Origin of the sequence: Parabacteroides leei, assembly GCF_023369805.1 — a bacterium.
In the GTDB taxonomy this organism is placed as follows: Bacteria; Bacteroidota; Bacteroidia; order Bacteroidales; family Tannerellaceae; genus Parabacteroides; species Parabacteroides leei.
Genome location: NZ_JAMBQG010000012.1, coordinates 173,078 through 199,234, shown reverse-complemented (window position 1 = coordinate 199,234; position 26,157 = coordinate 173,078). Strand labels below are relative to the sequence as shown.

The window sequence follows — 26,157 nt, the reverse complement described above, 5'->3', positions numbered from 1 at the left end:
TTATGAGACCAAATTTTAAAAACATAGATATCAAGAATGCCGGTTTTGCAGCAACCAATGCTGCCGAATGGGCAAAAGCCAATGGCATTGAAGCCGATTGGAAAACACCTGAGCATATCGAGGTGAAACCTGTTTATACGAAAGAAGACCTGGAAGGTATGGAGCATCTGAACTATGCATCCGGTCTGCCTCCTTATCTGCGTGGCCCGTATAGCGGTATGTATGCGATGCGTCCCTGGACGATCCGCCAGTATGCCGGTTTCTCTACAGCAGAAGAATCGAATGCATTTTATCGCCGTAACCTGGCTTCCGGTCAGAAAGGTCTGTCTGTTGCATTCGACCTTCCGACACACCGCGGATACGATGCCGACAACGAACGTGTTGTGGGTGACGTTGGTAAAGCTGGTGTATCTATCTGTTCTCTGGAAAACATGAAAGTTCTGTTCGCAGGTATTCCTTTGAACAAGATGTCTGTTTCCATGACTATGAACGGTGGTGTTCTTCCGGTATTGGCATTCTACATCAACGCAGGTCTGGAACAGGGCGCTAAGTTGGAAGAAATGGCCGGTACGATTCAGAACGATATCCTGAAAGAGTTCATGGTGCGTAATACTTATATCTATCCACCTGAATTCTCTATGAAGATCATCGCTGATATCTTCGAATATACATCACAGAAGATGCCGAAGTTCAATTCTATCTCTATCTCCGGTTACCATATGCAGGAAGCCGGTGCTACAGCAGATATCGAAATGGCTTATACGCTGTGCGACGGTATGGAATATCTTCGTGCCGGTGTGAACGCTGGTATCGATGTGGATGCATTCGCTCCGCGTCTGTCATTCTTCTGGGCTATCGGTGTGAACCACTTCATGGAAATCGCCAAGATGCGTGCTGCACGTATGTTGTGGGCGAAGATCGTGAAGAGCTTCGGTGCCAAGAACCCGAAATCACTGGCATTGCGTACTCACTGCCAGACTTCAGGATGGTCGTTGACGGAACAGGATCCGTTCAACAACGTTGGTCGTACTTGTATCGAGGCTATGGCTGCTGCACTGGGACATACACAGTCTCTGCACACCAACGCGCTGGATGAAGCTATCGCATTGCCGACAGACTTCTCTGCACGTATCGCCCGTAACACACAGATCTATATCCAGGAAGAAACAAAGATTTGTAAGGAAATCGACCCATGGGCCGGTTCTTACTATGTAGAGTCTTTGACAAACGAACTGGTACACAAAGGTTGGGCGTTGATCCAGGAAATCGAAAGTATGGGCGGTATGGCAAAAGCTATCGAAACAGGTCTTCCGAAGATGCGTATCGAAGAAGCTGCTGCCCGTACACAGGCTCGTATCGACTCTGGTGTTCAGACAATCGTAGGTGTTAACAAATACCGTTTGCCGAAAGAAGATCCGATCGATATCCTTGAAATCGACAACACTGCCGTTCGTAATGAACAGGTAGCAGCTCTTAAGGTTTTGCGTGAAAACCGCGATGAAGCAGCTGTTCAGCAGGCATTGGCCGATATCACTGAATGTGTAAAAACTAAGAAAGGCAACTTGCTGGAACTGGCTGTTAAGGCTGCCGGCCTGCGTGCATCATTGGGAGAAATCTCGGATGCCTGCGAAGTTGTTGTGGGACGTTATAAAGCAATCATCAGAACTATTTCAGGCGTGTATTCATCAGAAACAAAGAAAGACGCAGACTTCATCAAAGCTTGCGAGCTGACGGAAAAGTTTGCTAAGAAAGAAGGTCGCCAGCCTCGTATCATGATCGCTAAGATGGGTCAGGACGGACACGACCGTGGTGCTAAAGTTGTTGCAACAGGTTATGCAGACTGTGGTTTCGACGTGGATATGGGACCGTTGTTCCAGACTCCGGCAGAAGCTGCCCGTCAGGCTGTTGAAAATGACGTTCACGTAATGGGGGTTTCTTCTCTGGCTGCCGGACACAAGACATTGATCCCGCAGGTTATTGATGAACTGAAGAAGCTAGGCCGCGAAGACATCATCGTTATCGCAGGTGGTGTAATCCCTGCACAGGACTACGACTTCCTGTACAAAGCAGGTGTTGCTGCTATCTTCGGCCCGGGTACTTCAGTGGCTAAGGCTGCTGTTCAGATCCTGGAAATCCTGCTAGGAGAATAATAATAGCTGAATATCTTACAGATTGATACTGCGTAGTTTTCTGTAGAGAACTACGCAGTTCTTTTATCCAATGTGCACGAATCTATATACACAAAGAACATACTCACATAATTAAATACATATAAAAATGGCAAAACAACGACATTTTCATGAGGGCAGAACGGGAAGAAACGACATCTCCCGTCGTTTATCCGATAGAAAAGAAGGAGAGCAATTGTCCGGTGCACAATTAGAATTAAATTGTATAAGGAAGAAGATAGCCAGCCAAAAAGAGGAAATCTATCTGATACCGGAAAAGGAAGAACGTATCAAAGATTTTTTTGAACGGAATGCCAAACCTGTATTCGAAAAAGAAACAGCTTTAAAATATAAGTATCTTGTTTATCTGGATGAGGCTTATGAAAGTGGAGAACTGACTTCCGGCGAAAAGGAGACACTACTCGATCTTTTTGCAGAAGAGAGCCAGGGAGTCGAAGATTTCGTGACTACCGACGAACAGCGTGAACATCTTTTAGAGTTGAAATATAAATATGACGAACTGACTCTCGGTATGAGTCGTGAGGAGTTGGATCAGGAAGCTGTGGAAGATACTTTAAGCCTGTTTGTCAATCGTTGTGGAATTAGGGTCAATAAAGCAATGGAGGCTGCGAAGACGGAAAACGAATTGCTGACTGCTGTTTCTGATTATATCGAAGCGAAGGACCTTAAAGCGATTCTGGCAGCTACCGGAGAAAAACCGAAGCGTGCCGGACGTAAAACAAAAGATGCTGGGGTAAAAAAAGTATCCAAGAGACTTCTAATCGAACAACTTCAGATAAACCAGGCCATCGGAGAAATGAAGAAACTCTATGTAGATATGGTAAGAGAGTTTTACAAAGGAGGGGTGGATGATGAAGTGCGTACTGCCCGGAAAGAAGAACTTTTGAAGCAGTTAGCTGTCGATAATGCCAAAAAAAATCTGGCTGCTCTTTTGATCACACAGGTTGAATGGATGGAAGAAGTTGCGATGGCAGCTCCAGTCGAAGAAAAAGACCTTATGGCATATAATATGAAACTTCGTTATTTATTGATCTGTTTTGAAGAACAGTTGAGAATTGTCAAAAACGTTCCGATTCCTGGTGTAGAAGGACCGTATACCCAACTGCGTAACTTTGCATGGAAGGATCTGCCTATTCAGATGAATATGTTGTTTACCCGTCATAAAAAAGATATGAAAGGCATCGAAGAATATGTATCTTCTGTCTCTACTGTTTCCGGTTTGAAATCATTCCTTAAGCGGTACGGGCAAACTCACGGTGATGGTGGCTTCTTGGGAGAAGGTGACTGGAATTGGGGATAAATTTATCTTTTAGAAGAAAGTAATAGGGCTGTTTTTCGTTTGAGAAACGGCCTTTTTTGTTTATGTTTACGCCACAATAAAGATAAACTTATTACTATATGGAATCGATCAATTGTTTTTTACCTTATATTTCTCCCGGACAACTGGCTTCTGTTGTTGAAGAGTTGAATAAAACGGGGCTTATCGATAAGATTTACTTGATGACCTCCAATCCCGATGCCGAGCCATATCCCGGTTGTGAGATACTCTTAGTCGATACATTGACCAGCACACAAACGCTGTGTTCTATCCATGAACATGCGGAAGGGAAAAATATTTTGCTTTATCTCCGTCCCGGCCTGATCCGGTTTGGGCAATATGCATTGGAACGGATGGATACGGTTCTTCAAGAGTCTAAATATAACCGGATTGTTTATGCCGATTATTATGAGATATCAAACGGAACTAAAAAGAACCATCCGGTGAATGATTACCAGTTGGGAAGTGTTCGGGATGATTTTGATTTCGGGCCGTTGCTGATGATTAAATATAATGTATTAGACACTTATATGGGGCGGCTTGTAAGTAAGACTCCTGAATATAAATATGCCGGTTTGTATCGTTTTCGGCTTTCTTGTGCTGCTTTACCGGGGGGAATTATTCATATCAGAGAGTATCTGTATACATTCCTGGAAGAAGATATCCGTAAAAGCGGGGAAAAGCAGTTTGATTATGTAAATCCTAAAAAACGGGATGTTCAGTTGGAAATGGAAGTTGCATTCACTTCTACCCTGAGGTATAGTAAAGAATATTTGAAAAAGAAAATCCAATCAGTGAAGTTTAAATCGAGAGGCTTCAAATATGAAGCCACCGTGATTATCCCTGTCCGCAATCGGGTACGAACCATCGAAGATGCTATCCGTTCCGTGTTTATGCAACAGGCTTCGTTTAAGTTTAATCTGATCATTGTAGATAATCATTCCACAGACGGGACCACCGAGGTGATCCGTCGTTATGCTTCCGACGACCGGTTGGTTCATCTGATTCCCGAACGTGACGATCTGGGGATAGGCGGATGCTGGAATCTGGCTGCGGCTCATCCGTTATGTGGTAAGTTCAGTATTCAACTCGACAGCGATGACGTATATAGCGGGCCGGATACATTACAGAAGATTGTCGATACGTTCTACGCTGAAAAATGTGCAATGGTAATCGGAACCTATAAAATGACCGACTTCGACCTGAATGAAATACCACCGGGCATTATCGACCACCGGGAATGGACGCCGGAAAACGGACGTAATAATGCATTACGTATCAACGGGCTGGGAGCACCGAGAGCCTTTTATACTCCGATACTCCGCGAAATAAAGATGCCGAACGTAAGTTATGGTGAAGATTACGCGATCGGTCTGGCTATTTCACGCACTTACGCGATCGGCCGGATTTATGAAGTCCTGTATCTTTGCCGGCGTTGGGAAGACAATACAGATGCTTCGCTCGATATACACAAGATTAATGAATATAATGCTTATAAAGACAGCCTGCGTACACGGGAGTTGAGGGCACGTGGAAATGTTTTATGAAGCATGGAAGGATAAATAATAATGGAAAATATAAATCAACAGGCTAAAGAATTAATACGCGAACATCTTACCTTTTGGGAACTGGCACAGGTAAACTATGCCGCTCTTGAAAAGGTGCAGACCCGTACATTGGAGGTAAACGGTTATCCCGTTATTCTTCAGTTCAATCCGGAGCGTATCCGTTCGTCGGCAGCGAAGATCGATAAACAGTCGTTGGCTGCCCGTCCCTGTTTCCTTTGTGAGGCGAACCGTCCCGGCAATCAACGATGGATTGATTTCGGGGGAGAGTATCAGATCATGGTGAATCCATATCCTATCTTTCGCGAACATCTGACCATCCCGATCCGGGCACATCAGGAACAACGTCTCTTTTCCCGTTATAAAGATATATTGTCGCTGGCTGAAGTCCTGACAGATTTCATCATTTTTTATAACGGTCCGAAATGTGGAGCATCAGCTCCCGATCATATGCATTTCCAGGCAGGTAATAGAGGCTTTCTTCCGCTCGAGACAAATTGGCGGAAGGCCCGGAAAGAGGTGGTGTTTTCTGCCGGACAGGCAACTTTATTTGCTTTAAGGGATTTCCTGCAACCGATGTTCGTTCTCGTGTCTGCAGATAAGGAAGACTCTGTCGCTCTTTTCAACCACCTGTACGCTTTGCTGCCCATCAGGGCCGAGGAGTACGAACCTATGATGAACGTGTTGGTCTGGACGGAAGCCGGACAATGGATCACCTGTGTTTATCCGCGAAAGAAACTGCATCCTGCCTGCTATTATGCCGAAGGGGATGCCAATATCTTGATTAGCCCGGCAACGGTCGAAATGGCCGGTGTTTTTATCACTCCACTGGAAAAAGATTTCCGGAAGGTGACCTCCGGAGACCTGCAGCAAATTATCAGTGAAACTTGCCTTTCTGCGGAGGAGATGGATCAGTTAATCAGTAAATCTAAATCATACTTCTTATGAAAACAAAACGAACATCCCCCTGGTGCTGGATACCCTCGCTCTATTTTGCAGAGGCATTGCCTTATGTTGCCGTGATGACAATCTCTGTTATCATGTATAAGCGGCTGGGGATCAGTAATACCGATATAGCCCTGTACACCAGTTGGCTGTATCTCCCCTGGGTAATCAAACCATTCTGGAGTCCGTTTGTCGATCTGTTGAAAACGAAACGCTGGTGGGTTGTCACCATGCAGTTCCTGATAGGAGCAGGATTGGCCGGTATCGCTTTTACAATCCCGATGGATTATTTCTTTCAGTTAACCCTGGCCGTCTTCTGGCTGGTGGCTTTCAGTTCGGCTACACACGATATTGCAGCGGACGGTTTTTATATGCTGGCACTCGACTCGCATGACCAGGCTTTCTATGTCGGGATACGAAGTACCTTTTACCGCATTGCAACCATTGCCGGACAAGGATTGCTTGTGATGCTGGCCGGCGCTTTGGAAGACAGTACCGGAAAGATTCCGTTCGCCTGGTCGATCACGTTCCTGATCCTGGCCGGACTATTTATCGGTCTCTGCCTGTATCATAAGTATATTTTACCGGTTCCGAAGTCCGATAAAGCGGCTGTAACAGTTACTGCTTCTACCATATTTAAAGAATTCTTTGCTACATTTGTCTCGTTTTTCAGGAAGAAGCAGGCATTGGTCGCTATACTGTTCATGCTGTTCTATCGTTTTCCAGAGGCACAACTGGTTAAGCTGGTAACGCCTTTCCTGATCGATCCGCGCGAAGTGGGTGGTCTGGGACTTACTACTTCTGAGATCGGCCTGGTGTATGGTACGATCGGTATTATAGGCCTGACACTGGGAGGTATTATCGGGGGAATCGTGGCAGCGCATGGTGGATTAAAGAAATGGATTTGGCCGATGGCGCTGGCAATCACATTGCCTGACCTGGTTTTTATCTACCTGAGCAGTGCACTTCCTGAAAGTCTGCTGGTCATTAATATATGTGTGTTTGTTGAACAGTTCGGTTACGGATTTGGTTTTACTGCCTATATGTTGTACCTGATCTATTTCTCCGATGGAGAACACAAAACGGCTCATTATGCGATATGTACCGCCTTTATGGCATTGGGTATGATGCTTCCGGGGATGGTTGCCGGGTGGTTGCAGGAAGAACTCGGATATGTGAACTTCTTCTGGTGGGTGATGGGATGTTGCCTGATCACACTGGCTGTAACAGCTTTCCTTAAGATAGATCCGGCATTCGGTAAAAAAGACAGAACGATCGATTAATTAAGTAATAAAACGGAAATATGATACTAATTGCCGACAGTGGTTCCACCAAGACAGATTGGTGTGTAATAGAAAGAGGAAAGCCAGCCCTTCGTTTTCAAACGCGGGGGATGAATCCTTTTTTTCAGACGGAGGAGGAGATAGGGAAGGAGATTGAAACCGGATTACTGCCTGCATTAAAAGACCTTATACCTTCCGCCGTATATTTTTACGGGGCAGGCTGCGCTTTCCCTGAAAAGAATGAAATGATACGGCGGTCTGTCAACCGGTATCTGTCTGTTCCTGTTGAGGTAGGGAGTGATCTCTTGGCTGCTGCCCGTGCTTTATGTGGCGATGAGCCGGGGATAGCTTGTATTCTGGGAACCGGTTCGAATTCCTGTTATTACGATGGCAAAGAGATTATAAAGAATGTTTCTCCCCTGGGATTTATTCTGGGAGATGAAGGAAGCGGTGCCGTATTGGGTAAACTATTGATCGGGGATGTATTGAAAGACCTGCTGCCTCCGGCTCTGAAAGAGCAGTTTCTTACACAATATGGCTTGACTCCGGCATCGATTATGGACAAGGTTTACCGGCAACCTTTCCCCAACCGTTTTCTGGCCGGCCTTTCCCCTTTTATACGGGAGCATTTGGATGAACCTGCCATTTGGGAACTGGTCACCCGTAGCTTTCTGGCATTTTTTACCCGGAACGTGAAGCAGTATGATTGTTTTGAATTACCTGTCCACCTGGTCGGTTCAGTTGCATGGTATTATCAGGAAATACTGAAAGATATTGCTTTCGATCTGGGTCTCCGTCTCGGAACGGTTGCGCAAAGTCCGATGGAGGGATTGATTGCGTATCATGGTAAGTAAACTTATATTTAATTATGTCATTTACTAAAATAACAGAACAAGATTCATTATATAATGACCTGGAACATAAATCTGTCCGGGAGTTGTTGGAAGATATAAACACAGAAGACCGGAAGGTCGCATTGGCAGTGCAAAAAACAATCCCCCAGATAGAGAAACTGGTAGATCAGATCGTTCCCCGGATGAAACAGGGAGGGCGTATCTTTTATCTGGGGGCCGGAACAAGCGGTCGGTTGGGAGTGCTCGATGCTTCTGAAATACCTCCAACTTTCGGAATGCCCCCCACTTTGGTGATCGGTCTGATTGCCGGTGGCGATACGGCTCTTCGCAATCCGGTAGAGAATGCGGAAGATGATATGGAGCGTGGTTGGGAGGAATTGCAGGAGCATCAGGTCACAACCAAAGATACGGTGATCGGTATTGCTGCATCCGGTACGACCCCTTATGTGATTGGAGCTTTGCGTAAAGCCCGTGAGCAGGGGATACTGACGGCCTCTATCTCCAGTAATCCGGATTCCCCCATGGCCGCTCAGGCCGATGTGGCGATCGAAATGATTGTCGGTCCGGAATTTGTAACCGGCAGTTCCCGTATGAAGTCCGGTACGGGGCAAAAGATGATTCTGAATATGATTTCAACATCTGTGATGATCCGGTTGGGCCGTGTAAAAGGCAACCGGATGGTAAATATGCAATTGACCAATCAGAAACTGGTCGACCGGGGGACGCGGATGGTGGCAGAGGAACTGGGGCTGAGTTATGGCCAATCGCAGCGGCTCCTTCTGATGTATGGCTCGGTAAAGGCTGCCGTTGATGAATATCGGAAACATAATAATTAATATTTTTCATCAACCGATGGAGAACGAAACGAAAATATCTCTATATTTGCGACGTGCATTGTTCCGGACCTGTATCCGCAGGAAAGGATTAAAAGGGAATCGGGTGTAAATCCCGGACAGTCCCGCTGCTGTAAGCTTCATTATAGATTGGGCAATACCATAAGCCACTGTTCTTTTTTGAATGGGAAGGCGCTCAAACCGGAAGTAAGTCAGAAGACCTGCAAGGCATATTATTTCGACGGCTTCGAGGAAAGGCCGGAAGAGAACAGGAGGTCGGTTAACGTCTCCACTATTCTTACTCCCGTTTCCCGTATAGCTGTCTGAACGTTTTTGTTTTTAATTATTTTGCCATAATAATTAGGAAAAGAGGCATGGATCGGTTTATGGGATGAGCTCCGTAACCGGTGCATGCTTTCCTTTTTATGAATGAACAGGATGATAGGAATACTTGTTTATTATAGGAAAAGTGCGTTTATTTGTAAACATAATTAATTAACAACAGGCAATATGAAGAAGGTTACAGGTTTAGTTTTGGTTATTTTGATGATGTTTATAGCCCTACCGGCTAAGTCCCAACTGAAGTTTGGATTAAAAGGGGGAGTAAACATATCGTCCGTTCATCTGAATTCCGATATACTGAAGGCGGATAATGTGACAGGGTTCCAGATCGGTCCGATGATCGAGACAACACTCCCACTGGTCGGAATCGGACTGGATGCGGCGATCCTTTATTCTCAGAAAGGATTGGAGTTGAAAGCGAAAGGCTCTGAAAATACCAGTATAAAAACGGATTATCTCGATGTACCGGTCAATTTGAAATGGAAATTCGGTATTCCCCTTGTTAAAGCTTATCTGTCGGCCGGACCCTATATCGGTTTCCGTGTCGGAGGAGATAAAATCTGGAATGTTTTAGGCGAACAGATGAAAGCAAAGAATTTCAGTGCAGGACTTAACTTCGGTGTAGGGGCTGAATTGATAAGCCATTTACAGGTAGGGATAAATTACGGATTGGGATTGACTGACAATTACAGTGCCGACAAACTCGATTTGGGAGGTGCTAAAAACCGTGGATGGTCTATCACAGCCGCAGTTCTGTTTTGATGACAGATAGAAAAGATATGCAGGGCCGGACTTTAACAGTCCGGCCTTTTTTGTTACTTTTGACCTCGTAAATGAAATACGCAGATGTCATATTGCCTCTTCCGTTAGAGAATAGCTATACCTATAGTATTCCTTCCGATCTGGAGACAGCCGTCATTCCCGGTTGCCGGGTGATCGTCCATTTCGGTAAGAAGCGCTATTATACGGCGATTGTAATGGATGTGCATGAACGCAGGCCTGATACGGATTTTGAAACGAAAGAAATTTATGCCTTGTTGGATGCGACTCCCGTATTGCGCCGTCCGCAACTCCGTTTCTGGAAATGGATCTCATCCTACTATATGTGTAAGCTGGGGGATGTTTATAAAGCCGCCTTGCCTTCCGGCTTGAAGCTGGAAAGTGAAACGGCCGTCACCTATAATCCCGACTTTGAGGCAGATGGTCCTTTGAGGCCGAATGAACAGTCGGTACTGGATGCTTTTACCGGTGTCCTGAAACTGACCGTGTCGGAACTGGAGAAAAAGACAGGGCTTCGTAATGTGGTTCCCGTAGTTGCTTCCCTGATGGCCCGTGGAGCGGTAGTAGTGAGTGAGGAAATGAAACGGGGATTTGTCCCGAAGATGCAAACCTTCATTCGCTTATCGGAAGAATATGCCACGGAAGAACAGTTACAGGCTGTATTTGCCGATTTTAAGCGGGCGAAGAAACAGGAGCTTATGTTAGTTTGCTATCTGGATCTGAGTCATGCCTTGAATCCGGCGTTGGTTCAGGAAGTATCAAAGAAGGAGCTACTGGAACGTAGTGGTTGCTCTTCCACGATTCTGGACGGACTCTTGAAACGTGGTGTCCTGGTAAGTTATGAAAAAGAAGTGGGGCGTTTACAGGTTCCGGTCTGCCGTCTGCAACCCCTTAGTCCGTTAAGCCCGGCACAGGAGAAGGCTTATGGTGAAATACATGACGTGTTTACTTCGAAGGAAGTTTGCCTGCTTCATGGAGTTACTTCGAGTGGCAAGACGGAAATCTATGTCCGGTTGATCGATGAGGTACTGAAGTTGGGACGGCAAGTGCTCTACATGCTGCCCGAAATAGCTATCACGACACAGGTAACCGAACGGTTGGCAAAATTGTTCGGTGATAAGCTATTGGTATATCATTCTAAATTTTCGGATAACGAACGGGTAGAGGTTTGGAATAAACTATTGCATGGGAATGGTCCTATGTTGGTCTTGGGAGTACGCTCTTCACTTTTCCTTCCGTTTAAGGACCTGGGATTGATTGTCGTAGATGAGGAACATGAAAATACTTACAAGCAACAGGACCCGGCACCCCGTTATCACGCCCGTAATGCGGCTATCGTGTTGGCGGGCATGCATGGGGCCAAGACTTTGCTGGGCTCGGCTACACCTTCAATCGATTCTTATTTTAATGCTACTACCGACAAATATGGCTTGGTTGAACTGACTACACGTTTTGGCGACTGCCTGATGCCGGAGATTATCTCTGTCGATATCAAGGAACTGAAACGGAAGAAGATCATGAAGGATACGCTTTTCTCTCCATTATTGGTAGAGAAAGTAAACGCGGCTCTGGCCCGTGGCGAACAGGCTATTCTTTTTCAGAACCGCCGTGGATTTGCTCCGTTGATCGAATGTAAGAGTTGTGGCTGGGTTCCCCATTGTGTAAATTGCGATGTCAGCCTGACTTATCATAAATATCACAATCAGCTGGTTTGTCATTATTGTGGCTATAAGATCCAGTTACCGCCTCATTGTCCGCAATGCCAGAGCACGGAATTAAAGATGATGGGTTTTGGTACGGAAAAGGTGGAGGAGGAGATTGCTTCCCTGTTCCCGTCGGCAAAAGTGGAGCGGTTGGATTTTGATACTGCTCGTACCCGTACAGCCTATGAACGGATCATTGCCGACTTTGAGAAAGGGAAAACGCATATCCTTATCGGAACCCAGATGTTATCGAAAGGACTGGACTTCGGAAATGTCAGTGTGGTAGGCATACTGAATGCCGACAGCCTGATGAATTATCCGGATTTCAGGGCGCATGAACGGGCATTCCAGTTGATGGTGCAGGTTAGCGGACGTGCCGGAAGAAGGGACAAACAGGGAACGGTTATCTTGCAGACCTCACAGCCCGAACATCCGTTGATACGTATGGTGCAGCATTTTGCCTATAAAGAAATGGTCGGTTTGCAACTCAGCGAACGTAGTATGTTCAGATATCCGCCTTACTACAGGTTGATTGTGCTCGTACTTCGCAGTCGTAACGAGGCGATCCTGCAGGAGATGTCTGTTTTGTATGCCGAGAAACTACGTGTCCGTCTGGGGGAACGTGTGTTGGGGCCTGTTACGCCGCCGGTGACTCGTGTGCAAACACTTCATATTAAAAAGATTGTATTGAAGATCGAAATAGCGGCAGCGATTGCTCCGGTCAGGGAAATACTGGAAGCGATTCATTCGGAAATGCAACGTTATCTTCCCTTTAAACAATTGCTGGTACACTACGATGTAGATCCGGCTTAAGGAAGTAACACTACTGTGTTGTTGCAACGACTTGGTTTTGCCAACGGCATGGCACAGCTTTGCCAACTGGATGGCACTATCTTGCCACACTGATGGCAGTACTTTGCCACTAGGCTTGGCAAAACTTTGCCGATCGTATGGCAAGACGCTGCGCTCGAAATAAGACGGATGTTTTTGTTCTAAAAGATAATATCATTGTTATGAAACAAGAAAAGATAAGATTGCTATTTGTATGTCTTGGGAATATTTGTCGTTCACCCTCTGCCGAGGCAGTGATGAAGAAACTGGTGAAGGATGCGGGTCTGGAAAAACAGATCGAAATTGATTCGGCCGGTATTATGGGCTATCATGAAGGTGAACGGGCTGATGAACGTATGCGTGCGCATGCTGCCCGGCGAGGATACGTGCTCGACTCTATCTCACGGCCTGTCCGTACGACGGATTTCTATGACTTCGACCTGATCATCGGTATGGATGACCGGAATGTGGATGATCTGAAACACAAAGCCCCCGATCTGGAATCTGTAGCTAAGATTCACCAGATGACGGAATATAGCCGTAATAAATTGTACGACTATGTGCCCGACCCGTATTACGGTGGTGCCACGGGTTTTGAACTTGTATTGGATTTACTGGAAGATGCTTGTGGCGGATTATTGGATACAATAACGCCTCATTTTGACCTGCCAGGCTAAAATGAGGCGTTTTTTGTAAAATGAATATAGATTAGAATTCCAATCCTACCTTAATACTTACTCCTCCTAGATTTTCATCGGAGTAATAATTATTGTAATAACTATAATAGTAGACTTCTGCAAGTTGGACTGTATATCCTAGTGTTGCATTAAATGCGAGCCTGTTGTTAAGCATGAACTTGACACCTACGGATGGTGCGAAATAGAATCCCAGGTCATCGGCATCGTCCGAAAGGGATGCTGTGTATCCTGTTTTAACTCCGGCGAACGGAACGATCGGCCCTTGCATGAAGTTCGCTCTGAAATCGACAAATAATGGCATAGCAAAGACTTCACTTTCATGATAATAATTGAATCCGGTACCACCTCCTAAAAAGAGATAAGGATTAAACTGGAATCCGTGGCTGGTAGTCAGTTCGACTCTTCCTTCTGAAAAATCACCTGTCCCGACTGTATAACCAAAATCCACGAAACCTTTGTAGCCTCTTTTTACGTATTTCGTATTCAAGTCTCTGGATGAATAAGAACGATTATGTGAACCGTAAACAGCTTCCTTGGTTATTTTCTCTACATCTTTCATGTCACAAACAAAAAGACTTCCGTCAGCTGTTTGTATTTTTAATGATTTGTTCGGAACTTGTTCAACAATGATCCCTTTGATAATGCTACCGTTTTTCAGATAGACAACTTCTTTCATATCACTCTGTGCGAAAGACCATTGCATGGCAGCAAATAAAAAAACAAAAACGAATAAAACTCTTTTCATCATATTAAGTATTGTTGTTTGATGGATGCGAAGATATTGATTTTTATTGTTAAATTCGTATCCGGGCTTTATTATTCTTTCTCTATCCCCTATTTCTTCAAGTCCGGATAGCTGATACGTGTATGGAACATAGTCTTTAGTTTGTCAACAAAGACGTTTTTAATCATCTCCACATCCCGGAAAGTCAGTGGGGCACTTTTCAATAGTCCGTCTGCTATTTGCCCGTCGATGATTTTATCCACCAGCTGTTTGATACTTTCTTCCGTATGTTCTTTCAGACTACGGGAAGCTGCTTCTACTGAATCGGCCATCATTAATATGGCTGTTTCTTTAGAGAACGGGTTCGGCCCCGGATAGGTAAATGTTTCTTCGTCGATTTCCCTGTCCGGATATTGGTTTTTGAATGAGTTATAGAAATATTTTGCTTTACCTAATCCGTGATGCGTGCGGATAAAGTCGATAACGGCTTTGGGCAATAAAGCCTTTTCTGCAATTCTGACACCATCGGTTACGTGATTGATGATTACTTTGGCACTTTGATCGAAAGTGAGTTGGCCGTGTGGGTTTACGCTACTCTGATTTTCTGTGAAGAAAGCAGGGTTAGCCATTTTTCCTATATCATGATACATCGCTCCCGTACGCACCAGTTGGGCATTGGCTCCGATCTTCGCCGCAGCTTCAGAGGCCAGGATAGACACTTGCAGCGAATGCTGGAAGGTTCCGGGGGAAGTCTCCGACAGCTTTTTCAGGATAGGAGTGTTGATATTGGACAGTTCGACCAAAGTGATGCTCGATACATACCCGAATGTTTTTTCCAGCATGTATACCAGAATGTAGGTGAACATCAAAAGGATGAAATTAATACCGAAATACAGGATCATCAGCCAGTTGATCTTGTTGAAATCAGCTTCCTGATATAACGTCAGGCTGATATAACATAATGTATAAGACATAAAAATCAGGAATGCACAACGAATCAGCTGGGAACGTTCCGACAAATCTTTCAGACTGAATGTGACCACCATACCGGCAATGATCTGTAATAACAGGAATTCATGCGGAAAAGGAACCATCAGCGAACAGATCAATACAATGACCAGATGAATAAATAAAGCCGTACGTGAGTCGAAGAAGGTTCGCACCACGATCGGGACGATTGCAAACGGTAATATATATACATTAAATAATGCGTAGGTAACACACAACTCGGTCAGTATACAGCTGACGAATATACAAAGGATAAGAAACAATGCATTCCGCCTGTTATGTAAAATCTTTAATCGGAAAGACCAGAGATACAACCAGAAACAGAATATGAGACCCAGTACCAATACGAATTGTCCTCCCAGGATAATGCTCTGGCGTTGGGCGCCTCCCGACTTGGTTTCGTGTACGATCTTGAGCGAGCGGAGGACATTGTATGTATGGTTGTCGATAATTTCCCCCCTGTCTACAATACGTTCTCCTGCCTGTACCATCCCGTTGGCAAGGGATACACTACGTAACATATCTTCTTTGACCTTTTCCGACATCATTTTGTCGTATGAAATATTTTCAGCCAGATAGTTGTTGATATCACACGATTGTAAGACCGACTTATCCAGGCGTGGCGGACAATTGTTTATAATAAACTCGTAAGCTGTCTTAATCGTAAAGAAGTCGCTGGCATAACGGGAATGCGCCACGTTATTTTCAAGCAGGTTGACTCGTTCGTACTGGTTATTTTTCAGTTCATCCAGCTCCTGCGATGAAATAATGCCGTTCTTATACAATTTGACGAGGCTGTTTTCAATATACTGCATGTAGGCCGGTGTTGCTTTATGGCTCAGACTGTTGGTGTAAGCGGTACGCAACTTATCGACTTCGGTATTTTCAACCGATGCATCCAAACGGAAATAGGGTTCGAAATTTTTCAGCACACTATCCTTTTCAGCTTCTACTTCCGCATCGGTTTTATAGATGGGAAAATCACTGGGAGCCGTGAGTAATCCGTACCTCCAGGGTTTACCTTCGTAGAATTGATAACGGAACTTTCCTTCCCGTGGAAAAAAGTAAGCAATCAGTAGTGATGCGACAATGAAATATACCGCCGGATGTATGTTATAATTTTTCAGTTTCATAAGTTTCTCATTTAAGGTCGAAATGTACGTAAAAAAGTTTATTAAGAGAAAAAAAAGGCCTACTTTTGCCGCATTATTATAGAATGAAAGAATTATGACTCAAAGGAAAGTTAGAGTCCGTTTTGCACCCAGCCCGACAGGGGCGCTGCATATCGGCGGTGTTCGTACAGCTTTATACAATTATTTATTTGCCAAACAGAATGGCGGAGATTTGATCTTACGTATTGAAGATACCGACTCACAACGGTTTGTTCCCGGTGCCGAAGCTTATATCATTGAAGCTCTTACCTGGTTAGGGATCAAGTTCGACGAAGGCGTGAACTTTGGAGGTGAATACGGCCCTTATCGCCAGAGCGAGCGGAAAGCCATTTACAAAGAATATGTAGACCAGCTGTTGAAAGATGGTCATGCTTATATCGCATTTGATACACCGGCAGAGCTGGATGCCAAACGCCAGGAGATCGCAAATTTCCAGTATGATGCATCCACACGTCTTCAGATGCGCAACTCGCTGACTCTTTCTGCCGAGGAAACAAAAGCGTTGATCGATGCCGGCAACCAGTATGTAGTTCGTGTAAAGATTGAACCGAATGAAGACATTCATGTAAACGATATCATCCGTGGAGAAGTAGTAATCAATTCTTCTGTATTGGATGACAAAGTATTATATAAATCGGCAGACCAGTTGCCAACCTATCACCTGGCAAATATCGTAGACGACCATTTGATGGAAGTCACTCATGTGATCCGTGGTGAAGAATGGTTGCCGAGTGCACCGCTTCATGTATTGCTGTACCGTTATTTCGGCTGGACTGAAACAATGCCTCAGTTTGCCCACCTCGCCCTGTTGTTGAAACCGGAAGGAAATGGCAAACTGAGTAAACGTGACGGTGATCGTTTAGGTTTCCCTGTTTTCCCGCTGGAATGGCATGATCCGAAAACCGGTGATATCTCTTCAGGATACCGTGAGAGTGGCTATCTGCCGGAAGCAGTTGTAAACTTCCTGGCTTTATTAGGATGGAATCCGGGTAACGACCAGGAGATCATGAGTATGGATGAACTGATCAAATATTTCGATCTTACCCGTTGCAGCAAGGCCGGTGCCAAGTTCGATTATGAAAAGGGAAAATGGTTCAACCACCAGTATATCCAGAAAAAAGATAATAAAGAAGTAGCCGCATTGTTCATGCCTATCCTTGAAAGCCACGGTGTAAAAGCCGAACCGGCTTATGTGGAAAAGGTTGTCGGAATGATGAAAGACCGTGTATCTTTTATTAAAGAATTATGGGATGTTTGTGCATTCTTCTTTGTTGCTCCGACTGAATATGACGAGAAAACAACCAAGAAACGTTGGAAGGCTGATTCAGCAGCCCAGTTGACCGAGTTGATCGAAGTGCTTCGCACCCGTGAACCGTTCGATATCGAAGGAACGGAAGAAGAAGTGAAGGCCTGGATCGAAAGCAAAGGATACCATTTAGGTAACATCATGAATGCTACCCGTCTGGCTCTGGTCGGTGAAGGAAAAGGTCCTCATATTTTTGATATTACTGAAGCATTAGGAAAAGAAGAATCTATTCGTCGTATTCAAAGAGCGATTGAAGTGCTTAAATAAGTTATGTATAGTCTGGCAATCCACTTTTACGCATTTATAATTGCGTTGATTTCTCCATTTCATAAGAAGGCCCGGATGATGCGTCTGGGGCAGTGGAAGACGAATTCCATTCTTCGGGAGAAGATCGACCGGAATGCAAAATATATCTGGTTTCATGCTTCTTCGTTGGGCGAATTCGAACAAGGCCGTCCGATGATGGAAAAAATCAAGGCGGAACATCCGGAGTATAAAATACTGCTTACTTTCTTTTCGCCTTCGGGATATGAAGTTCGTAAGAATTATAACGGGGCAGATGTCATTTGTTATCTGCCCTTCGATACACCTTACCGGGTTAATAAATTCCTGAACCTGGCCAATCCGGCTATAGCCGTATTTATCAAATATGAGTTTTGGGGTAATTACCTGCATGAGTTGAAGCGTCGGAATATACCCGTTTACATCATTTCCTCCATATTCCGTCCGGATCAACTCTTCTTCCAGTGGTATGGTTTCTTATACCGGAAGATGCTTTATTGTTTCACGCATCTTTTTGTACAGGATGAACGTTCGGCCGCTTTGCTGAAAGAATTTGGTATAACGAATGTGACAGTGACCGGAGATACCCGTTTCGATCGGGTACTGGATGTGCGTAAACAAGCTCGCGACCTGTCACAGGTGGAACATTTTGTTTACGATAAGAATGGGAAAAGAAGTCTGACGCTTGTTGCCGGGAGTTCCTGGCCGCAGGATGAAGAGATCCTGATACCATATTTCAATGAGCATCCTGAGATGAAGCTGATCATTGCTCCGCATGAGATCCATCGTGAACATTTGATGTATATCGAATCGTTATTGAAACGTCCTTCGGTTCGTTTGTCGGAAGCAATCCATGATGAAAGCCTGCTGGAAGGAAAAGACTGTCTGATCGTAGATAGTTTCGGTCTGCTCTCTTCTATCTACCGGTATGGGGCTATCGCTTATATCGGAGGAGGTTTCGGTGCAGGCATACATAATACATTGGAAGCAGCCGTGTATGGTATACCTGTTATATTTGGCCCTAAGTACCAGAAATTTAAGGAAGCCAGAGACTTGATCAAAGTCGGAGGAGGTTTTTCTATATCGAGCAAACAAGCTTTCTGTGATAAAATGGACGAGTTACTTACCTACCATGAAGTACTGGATGCTTCGGGTAACGCTGCTGGACACTTCGTCAGTGATAATGCCGGGGCTACGGAACAGGTGCTGAAGAAGCTTGGATTGTAAAAAGTCGTCATTGGCTAAAATGTTCCCCTATAAAATAATAAGCAGGCGGGTGAATTACCGCCTGCTATTAATAGTATCTAATCAATCTCCGAAGCTAGCAAAGATACCTGTAAATGCCTGTTTCCTGCACTAAGGATTGTTTTCTTTTGATGTTCAATCCATATCGAAAGCGGTTTCATCGTAAAATCGTTGGCTATCGTGTCTTGTATTTCTTGTTCGAAAGCATAATAACCGGGATAAGGGTCTTTGGGATTAATGATTTCATCTATCCGTAAAGAAGCAATCTCATCAGGAGATAAACAAACTTTTTTCTCCCACCTTTTGCCTGTAAAGGTTTCCTGTGCCAAACCCTTTTCATCTGTATAAGTGACTACCATTCTGCGTGCTAACATTCTATGTACGGCTACATGGTAAGTAACGCAAAATGGCTCTCTTTCTTTCTTTTCGTAACTCTTCCAGAAAACCAGTAAAGATAAGGTTAATGCCATCAGGAGTAATGTGTATATTTTATTCATAACGATCCTTTTTACAAAAGACAGCATATAATTTTGAATGGCTGTAAACATTTTGTTTGTAAAATACAAATAGCTGTTTGTATTTTACAAATTCATACAAAGAGAAAAAAGACCGGATGTTTTGTTATAATCTCGTATCTTCATCGAAATATGGAGATTTGTTCATATATTTGTTTCACTCTTAAAAATAAGATAACATGGAAACTGAAAAGATAAACAATACTAGAGTTCACCAGGGGGCTAATGTGAGTAAGATACGCAGGTATGAAGGTGTGAAGCAAGAGACATTGGCCGAAAAATTGGGCGTTACCCAACAGCTTGTTTCCTGGCTGGAACAACAGCGTGAAATAGGAAAAGATTATCTGGTGAAAATAGCGGCTATTCTTAATGTTGCACCGGAAATTATTGAAAATATGGAAGAGACGCCGGTTTCTGTGGTTATTGAGAATAATAACTTTGAATATGAAAATGGTAGTATTAGCAGTAATAATATAGGCTATTCTACAGAATTTAATGACAATAAAACTATTCACCCTGTCGAAAAGATAATCGAGCTAACTAAAGAGAATACTTCCTTATACGAACGTATGCTGGCTAACGAAAAAGAAAAAGTAACCTTACTTGAAAAATTATTGAACGAGAAAAAATAAGTTTTTCGTCATCTTCTAAATATATTGTGGTTCGTTTTTTGACAGATTTGAATGTAGTGTCGTTGGTAGGGGCGGTTCGCGAACCGCCCTTACAGGCGCCGTCACAATGGAACAGGCAGGTTCGGCCGTAGGGGCGGGGTCTGCCCGCCCTTCTTCACCGGTTGTTATATTCTTGTCGCAAAGGGTGGGCAAACCCCACCCCTACAAAACCTGTCATTTGGTTTCACCTTTTTCTAGAATGGAATCAAACAATAAATTCAAAACAGTTTCAAAGAGTTATAGTGTCTGTCAATAATCGAACTAAACCGGCGTTGTTCTCTTGAATACACAACAAAGATATAAGGCGGATATGGAGCGAATGGACCGGATGGAACTCAGTGGGAATAAGAGTCGACTTTCCGGAAGTTTTTTATAGATTTCCGTCTATAAAACAATTATATTTGTATTCAAAAACAACTGTTTTTCAAATCAAAAACAATTGTATTTGTAACAGAAAACAATTGTCTGTAACCAATAAAATAAAACAGGCTGTTTTCAGGAATACAGAAATACGGGGGAGATGGAAGATGGCTGAAAAAAGCCGATCCCCTTATAATTCTTTATAAAGAATATTCTTTCTATATTATAAGAGAAAAATAAAGCTGTCAACGAACTCTAATATGGATGCGTATTAAAGCTTTGTTAATCAAGTTGTTAACATTGAATATTCGTAATAAAGTGCTGATATCAAAATTTATTGAATATATCGTTGTTGTGAAATATGTCGAATGTATTGAAAATTAAGGGATACGTTTTAGTAGTTGTCAGATACGAATGTTTCAGTTATTGACAGAGAATAATGTGCTGATTATAAAAAATAGTTGCCTACCCATTGGGAAACTCCTGTCGGACTATTTTCATATTCTCGCATGATTTATTTACATTTGTCAAATTAAAACAGCAGGATTAGATGAAAAAACTATTTGAGACCGCCTTTCTTTTGAGTACTTTGTGTTGTCTGGTAATCTGTTTGTCCGCGTTTTCGAAAGAAAATAGTTCTGAGGATACTATCAGTGATTTAATCAGTAAGGCAGAAGATATGCTTAAAATAGATCCTTCCAAGGCTATTTATTACTCTAATGTCGCGATAACAGAAGCGCAGAAAAAAGGTGATAAAAGTCTTTTGGCCAAGGCCCAGTCAACATTGGGCGAAGCCTATATGAATCAAGGTGATTTTGATATGGGATTTGAATCTATGACGAATGCCCTGGAGAATGTACCTGCCGGCAAACCTAACCAAAGTGCTTATATCTACGTACGCCTTTCAGGATGTTATACTAAGTTAGGCGATTTGAATGCAGCCTTTCAGTATGTCGATAAGGCGATTGATATTTGTAAGGAAGCGAATGATCGGAAGAGTCTGGCAATGTGTTATAATGCCCGTGGACTGGTTTATATACTTGTGCCGGATAATGGAAAAGCGGAAGAGAATTTCAAAGCAGCCCTGGATATAAACAGGGAGTTGGGGGAAAGGAAACTAGTGGCTGTAAACCTCAATAACCTTTGTTTGTATGAAGGCAATACGCGGGAAAAGATAGGTATGTTGCGGGAAGCCATTGCTATAAACGACTCTTTGGGTACTGTCTGGTCACTCGGAGAGAATTATAATAATCTGGGAACACAGTATTATTATGCCAAAGAATACAGAAAGGGGATGGCTGCATTGGACACTGCAAGGATCTATGCACGTAAGATCAATGCTAAAGAATTGATTACCGATAATTATCGGTACGCTTCGTGGATCCACGAAGCGATGGGCGATTATCCGAAAGCTTATAAAAATCTGAAGGATCTGTATGATATGGAACAGGACTTGTCGGCAAAAGATGAGATGAGACAAATTGAACTGAACCTTATTCAAAAACGTTTGAAAGCGAAAGAACATGAAATGATCGTGCAGGAACAAGCTTTCCAGATCAAGAGCCTGAGAATGCGTAGTTTTATAGCAATACTTATTGCTATAGCCGTATTGCTCATATTGTTATATGTTACTTTCCACAGCCGGCAACAAAAACGAATACAAATGTTGGAGGCCTCGAGGAAGCTGGAGGAACAAGAGAAAGAACTGATCGCCCTGAAATTGAAACAAGCAGAAATAGCCACCCAAACCACACAGCAGGAATTAGATTATAACCGGCACGAATTGACGAACTTCGCTTTTTTTGTACGCAGCCGTAATGATTTACTGGCAAACATACAATCGATGCTGAAAGAAGGTTACAAATTATCCGGCCCGGAGATGGATGCCCATTTGAGAAGTATTAATGCCTATATCTCCCAATTCAATGCCCGGAATACCGAGACTGAATTGTTGATAGATGAAGTGAATGCCCGCTTTATAGATAAACTATCCGGACTTCATCCCGATTTATCAAAAAATGAACAACGTTTGGCTTCCCTGCTTCGCATCGGTCTGTCGACAAAGGAAATTGCTTCCGTTATAGACTCTACTCCCAAGACTGTGAACATGGCAAGATACCGGTTGCGTAAACATCTGAACCTGGAAACAGACGAGAGTCTGACTGAATATATGAAAAGTATCTGATGTAGTATCTGTTATTGGTGTAATATGCAGTTAATCAGTTGCTCTTTATTTTTATATGTAGATAAAAACATCCTCTTTTTTAGTGATATGTAGATATTAGATAGGCCGATAAAGTCTTGACAAAGGAATAATAAACGACTATTCTTGCAACAAAACTTTATTAATTTAATCTAATTGAAACAGTCATGGGAATATCGCAATGCAAATCCCGGTTTATTACCGGTTCTTTCCTTAGGACATCAATCGTTCTGATGCTCCTTTCCCTTTTACCAATGTTGGGGTTCGCTCAAAACGTAAATGTAAAAGGTGTTGTTTATGATGAAACCGGAGCTCCGGCTATCGGTGTGAATATCCTGAAAAAAGGGACTACGGAAGGGGCAACGACCGACATGGATGGTCAGTTTGAGTTGTCCGTAAAAAAAGGAGATATTCTTCTCTTTTCTTATATCGGTTATACAACACAGCAGATTACTTATACCGGGCAACCTCGTTTGGAAGTCCGATTAGCAGAAGATGCAGAAAAACTGGATGAGGTTATTGTTGTAGGGTATGGTACAATGAAAAAGAGCGATTTAACAGGTGCTATATCTTCGGTTAATGTGGAAGAACTGACGAGCCGTGCAACTACCAATCCGGCAGAAGCATTACAAGGTAAAGTATCCGGCGTCAGTATCCAGAAAAAAGGAGGTAACGCAGGTGCAGGGATCTCTGTTAAGATACGTGGTGTGAAATCTTTCGGTAATAATGAACCATTGTATATTATCGATGGATTTCCCGGTGATATAAGCAATGTGAACCCTCAGGATATTGCTGCAATGGAAGTCTTGAAGGATGGTGCTGCTGCCGCTATTTATGGTTCTACTGCTGCCAATGGTGTTATTATGGTAACAACTAAAAACGGTAAAAAAGGAGATCTGAAGGTAGATGTAAATGCTTATCTGAACTTCTCGAAAGTAGCTAACCGGCTGGAACTTTTGAACTCGGAGGGCTATGTACAGGTACATAAACAGATGTATGATAATTATAATCTTCAATATCCGAATAAGACAGTCGATTACCCGGCTTATATAACAAACTTCCTGGCTAATCCTTCCTCTTATCCTAATACAAACTGGCAAGACGAAATGTTCCGTGGCGGATTGACACAAAACTATCAGGTGAGTGTTCGTGGTGGAAGTGAAAAAGCCCGTTATTCGGTATCTTATAATCACTCGGATGATAAAGGTGTCCTGTTGGGTAATAGCTTCAAACAAGATAATGCCCGCATGAAACTGTCTGTTACCAAGAATATATTCGACTTGGATGCCAATTTGTCTTTTATGGCTAAAGATGAAAAGCAGCCACAATATTCCCTGAAAGAAGTATATGGTATTTCTCCGCTGGTTTCGGTATATGATGATACGAAAGAATACGGCTTCGGACTGACAGATCATGATGGACTGCCCAGCAACCGTAATGTGATGGCGGATTATACTTATCGCCAGGGTGGTGGCAAAACATATAATATGGATGCCAATGCCGCATTGACAATGCATCTGGCTGAATGGCTTACATTCAAAACCGCTTACTCTTATCGTGGAGAACATTATCGTTACCAGCGTCACATGCCGGCTTATGTGGCAGACGTAAAGGCAAAACAGGATTACCCTTCTCAATATGAGAAATCCTATTACTGGGAAGATCAGGTGATAGACAACGTATTGACTTTTGATAAGCAATTCAAAGATCACTCCCTGAATGTAATGGCCGGTAATTCTATTCAGATACGTAAATACAACTGGAATGAAATACAGGTAGATGGTAAAACAACTGTTTATGAGGTAAAAGACGGACAGTTGGTAACATCTGAGAAACCGTCAGGATTCTTAGATCCTAATTTCGCTACTATCGGAGCAGGTAAAGGCGGTACTTATAGTGGCGATGGTTCATTATACGATTATAACCGTGCTTCTTTCTTTGGCCGTGTAAATTATTCTTATGCCGGACGTTATATGTTGCAGGCTACTGTCCGTGCAGACGGTTCTTCCAAATTCGGTAAAGATAGCCGCTGGGGTGTTTTCCCATCAGTCGCTTTGGGATGGAGAATAACGGAAGAAGAGTTTTTCCCGAAAGACGGTGTGATCAGTAATTTGAAATTGCGTGCCAGCTGGGGACGTTTAGGTAATGAGCAAGCACTTGGCTATTATGACTTCCAGGCATTGATTACCAGCGGAAATGATATGTCGATGGGTGCTGTTCAGGGTAACGGATCAAGTCCATGGCCGGGAAGTATAGCTACCGGGTTGGCAAACCGTAACCTGCAATGGGAAACAACCGATACAAAGAACATCGGTTTCGACTATGGTTTATTGAACGGTCGTTTATCGGGAGCATTGAACTACTATTATAACAAGACGGAAGATATGCTGATCACCAAGAAACTGGCTCCTTCCGTAGGTCTGAATAACCCGGTGATGAATGTCGGTAAAATCCGTAACTCCGGTTTTGAAATGGAGATCAACTGGGCTGATAAGAAAGGAGACTGGGATTATAATGTAGGACTGAACCTGACAACAACAAGTAACAAGGTTCTGGAACTTTCAGATCCGAAGCAGGCTTTATATGGGGATGGTTTGAAATGGGGTACGGAGCACTTTCCGACTCAGACGCGTGTAGGTGAACCTATTGCAAGTTTCTATCTGTATCGTGCCGACGGTATCTTCCAGAATGAAGCAGAAGTAGCCGCTCATGTGAATGCCGACGGTGATTTATTGCAGCCGAATGCCCGTCCGGGAGATATCCGTTTTCGTGATGTGAATGGAGATGGCCAGATAGACGAAGATGATAAAGAGTCTTGCGGTTCCGGTATGCCGAAACTGGAGGCCAACCTTTCTGCCGGTTTCTCTTATAAAGGCATTGATTTTTCTTTCTTACTGGGTAGTGGTTGGGGACATAAGCTATATAACGGTAACCGTTATTTCTTTGAAGGAATGAGCTCGGGTACCAATATGCTGGCTTCTACATTAGATGCATGGACTACAAGTAATACCAACACAAGTGTTCCCCGTGCAGTTTTACAGGATCCGAACAATAACTCACGCGAAAGCGACCGTTTCCTTGAAAATGGAAACTTTGTTCGCCTGCGTCAATTACAGATCGGGTATACATTACCTTCAACATTATTGAAGAAACTGTTTGTTGATAAACTTAGATTATATGTAAGTGGCGAGAACTTGTTTACAATTACCAAATACAGCGGTATCGATCCTGAATTCTCTACGGAAAAGATATTGAATACAGGTGTGGATAAGGAAATTTATCCTTTCACACGTTCTTATATCGTAGGATTGCAGCTTACATTCTAATTAC

At 43.5% G+C, this 26,157-nt stretch carries 18 protein-coding genes and 1 riboswitch; of the genes, 15 read left to right on the top strand and 3 right to left on the bottom strand.

Translation table 11 applies throughout. From position 1 onward, the window contains the following. Positions 1-2: 2 nt before the first annotated feature. From scpA to M1P97_RS17345, 10 genes are all read left to right on the top strand, one after another. Positions 3-2,150 carry a methylmalonyl-CoA mutase gene (scpA, locus tag M1P97_RS17390; protein ID WP_195374884.1) on the top strand — a complete coding sequence of 716 codons (2,148 nt, stop codon included), beginning with the start codon at positions 3-5 and terminating at the stop codon, positions 2,148-2,150. Between the two features lie 127 nt (positions 2,151-2,277). After that, complete coding sequence (locus M1P97_RS17385; protein ID WP_195374883.1) at positions 2,278-3,489, top strand: hypothetical protein; 1,212 nt, start codon at positions 2,278-2,280, stop codon at positions 3,487-3,489. Between the two features lie 98 nt (positions 3,490-3,587). Next, positions 3,588-5,054, top strand: a complete 1,467-nt coding sequence (locus M1P97_RS17380; RefSeq protein ID WP_249389715.1) for a glycosyltransferase family 2 protein — start codon at positions 3,588-3,590, stop codon at positions 5,052-5,054. A 30-nt stretch (positions 5,055-5,084) separates the two neighbouring features. Further along, complete coding sequence (locus tag M1P97_RS17375) at positions 5,085-6,020, top strand: DUF4922 domain-containing protein (protein WP_195374900.1); 936 nt, start codon at positions 5,085-5,087, stop codon at positions 6,018-6,020. After that, positions 6,017-7,300, top strand: a complete 1,284-nt coding sequence (locus M1P97_RS17370; protein ID WP_195374881.1) for an MFS transporter — start codon at positions 6,017-6,019, stop codon at positions 7,298-7,300. The genes M1P97_RS17375 and M1P97_RS17370 overlap by 4 nt, the downstream gene beginning before the upstream one ends. Before the next feature lie 20 nt (positions 7,301-7,320). Next, complete coding sequence (locus tag M1P97_RS17365; RefSeq protein ID WP_249389714.1) at positions 7,321-8,154, top strand: ATPase; 834 nt, start codon at positions 7,321-7,323, stop codon at positions 8,152-8,154. 14 nt (positions 8,155-8,168) lie between these two features. Then, entirely contained in the window at positions 8,169-8,990 is an 822-nt protein-coding gene (gene murQ / locus M1P97_RS17360; protein ID WP_249389713.1) for an N-acetylmuramic acid 6-phosphate etherase, read from the top strand. A 41-nt stretch (positions 8,991-9,031) separates the two neighbouring features. Beyond that, a riboswitch (cobalamin riboswitch) is annotated at positions 9,032-9,230 on the top strand. 267 nt (positions 9,231-9,497) lie between these two features. Then, positions 9,498-10,091 carry a porin family protein gene (locus M1P97_RS17355; RefSeq protein WP_195374878.1) on the top strand — a complete coding sequence of 198 codons (594 nt, stop codon included), beginning with the start codon at positions 9,498-9,500 and terminating at the stop codon, positions 10,089-10,091. A 71-nt stretch (positions 10,092-10,162) separates the two neighbouring features. Next, positions 10,163-12,625: a replication restart helicase PriA gene (priA, locus tag M1P97_RS17350; RefSeq protein ID WP_249389712.1), complete on the top strand. Its 2,463-nt coding sequence runs from the start codon at positions 10,163-10,165 to the stop codon at positions 12,623-12,625. Positions 12,626-12,825: 200 nt separating this feature from the next. Beyond that, positions 12,826-13,320 (top strand): low molecular weight protein-tyrosine-phosphatase, encoded by a 495-nt coding sequence (locus tag M1P97_RS17345; RefSeq protein ID WP_195374876.1) that lies wholly within the window; start codon positions 12,826-12,828, stop codon positions 13,318-13,320. Positions 13,321-13,351: 31 nt separating this feature from the next. On the opposite strand, the gene M1P97_RS17340 is transcribed toward M1P97_RS17345, so the two are convergent. Then, positions 13,352-14,089 (bottom strand): hypothetical protein, encoded by a 738-nt coding sequence (locus tag M1P97_RS17340; RefSeq protein WP_229058660.1) that lies wholly within the window; start codon positions 14,087-14,089, stop codon positions 13,352-13,354. Between the two features lie 86 nt (positions 14,090-14,175). Next, on the bottom strand, positions 14,176-16,206 hold the full coding sequence (locus M1P97_RS17335) for an HD family phosphohydrolase (RefSeq protein ID WP_195374875.1): 2,031 nt from the start codon (positions 16,204-16,206) through the stop codon (positions 14,176-14,178). A gap of 94 nt (positions 16,207-16,300) precedes the next feature. Here M1P97_RS17335 and gltX point away from each other — a divergent pair, with 94 nt between their 5' ends. After that, positions 16,301-17,818: a glutamate--tRNA ligase gene (gene gltX, locus M1P97_RS17330; protein WP_195374874.1), complete on the top strand. Its 1,518-nt coding sequence runs from the start codon at positions 16,301-16,303 to the stop codon at positions 17,816-17,818. Between the two features lie 3 nt (positions 17,819-17,821). Beyond that, positions 17,822-19,060: a 3-deoxy-D-manno-octulosonic acid transferase gene (locus tag M1P97_RS17325; protein WP_195374873.1), complete on the top strand. Its 1,239-nt coding sequence runs from the start codon at positions 17,822-17,824 to the stop codon at positions 19,058-19,060. Positions 19,061-19,137: 77 nt separating this feature from the next. On the opposite strand, the gene M1P97_RS17320 is transcribed toward M1P97_RS17325, so the two are convergent. Next, positions 19,138-19,575, bottom strand: coding sequence for a hypothetical protein (locus M1P97_RS17320; RefSeq protein WP_195374872.1), 438 nt, complete (start codon positions 19,573-19,575; stop codon positions 19,138-19,140). A 197-nt stretch (positions 19,576-19,772) separates the two neighbouring features. Between M1P97_RS17320 and M1P97_RS17315 the strand changes: the two genes are divergently transcribed. From M1P97_RS17315 to M1P97_RS17305, 3 genes are all read left to right on the top strand, one after another. Next, a complete protein-coding gene (locus tag M1P97_RS17315; RefSeq protein ID WP_195374871.1) occupies positions 19,773-20,225 on the top strand; it encodes a helix-turn-helix domain-containing protein in 453 nt (150 codons plus the stop codon). A gap of 949 nt (positions 20,226-21,174) precedes the next feature. After that, a complete protein-coding gene (locus tag M1P97_RS17310; RefSeq protein ID WP_249389711.1) occupies positions 21,175-22,809 on the top strand; it encodes a tetratricopeptide repeat protein in 1,635 nt (544 codons plus the stop codon). A gap of 185 nt (positions 22,810-22,994) precedes the next feature. Further along, the gene (locus M1P97_RS17305) at positions 22,995-26,153 is read left to right on the top strand and encodes a SusC/RagA family TonB-linked outer membrane protein (RefSeq protein WP_394803928.1); all 3,159 of its coding nucleotides are present in this window, start codon (positions 22,995-22,997) and stop codon (positions 26,151-26,153) included. Positions 26,154-26,157: the final 4 nt, after the last annotated feature.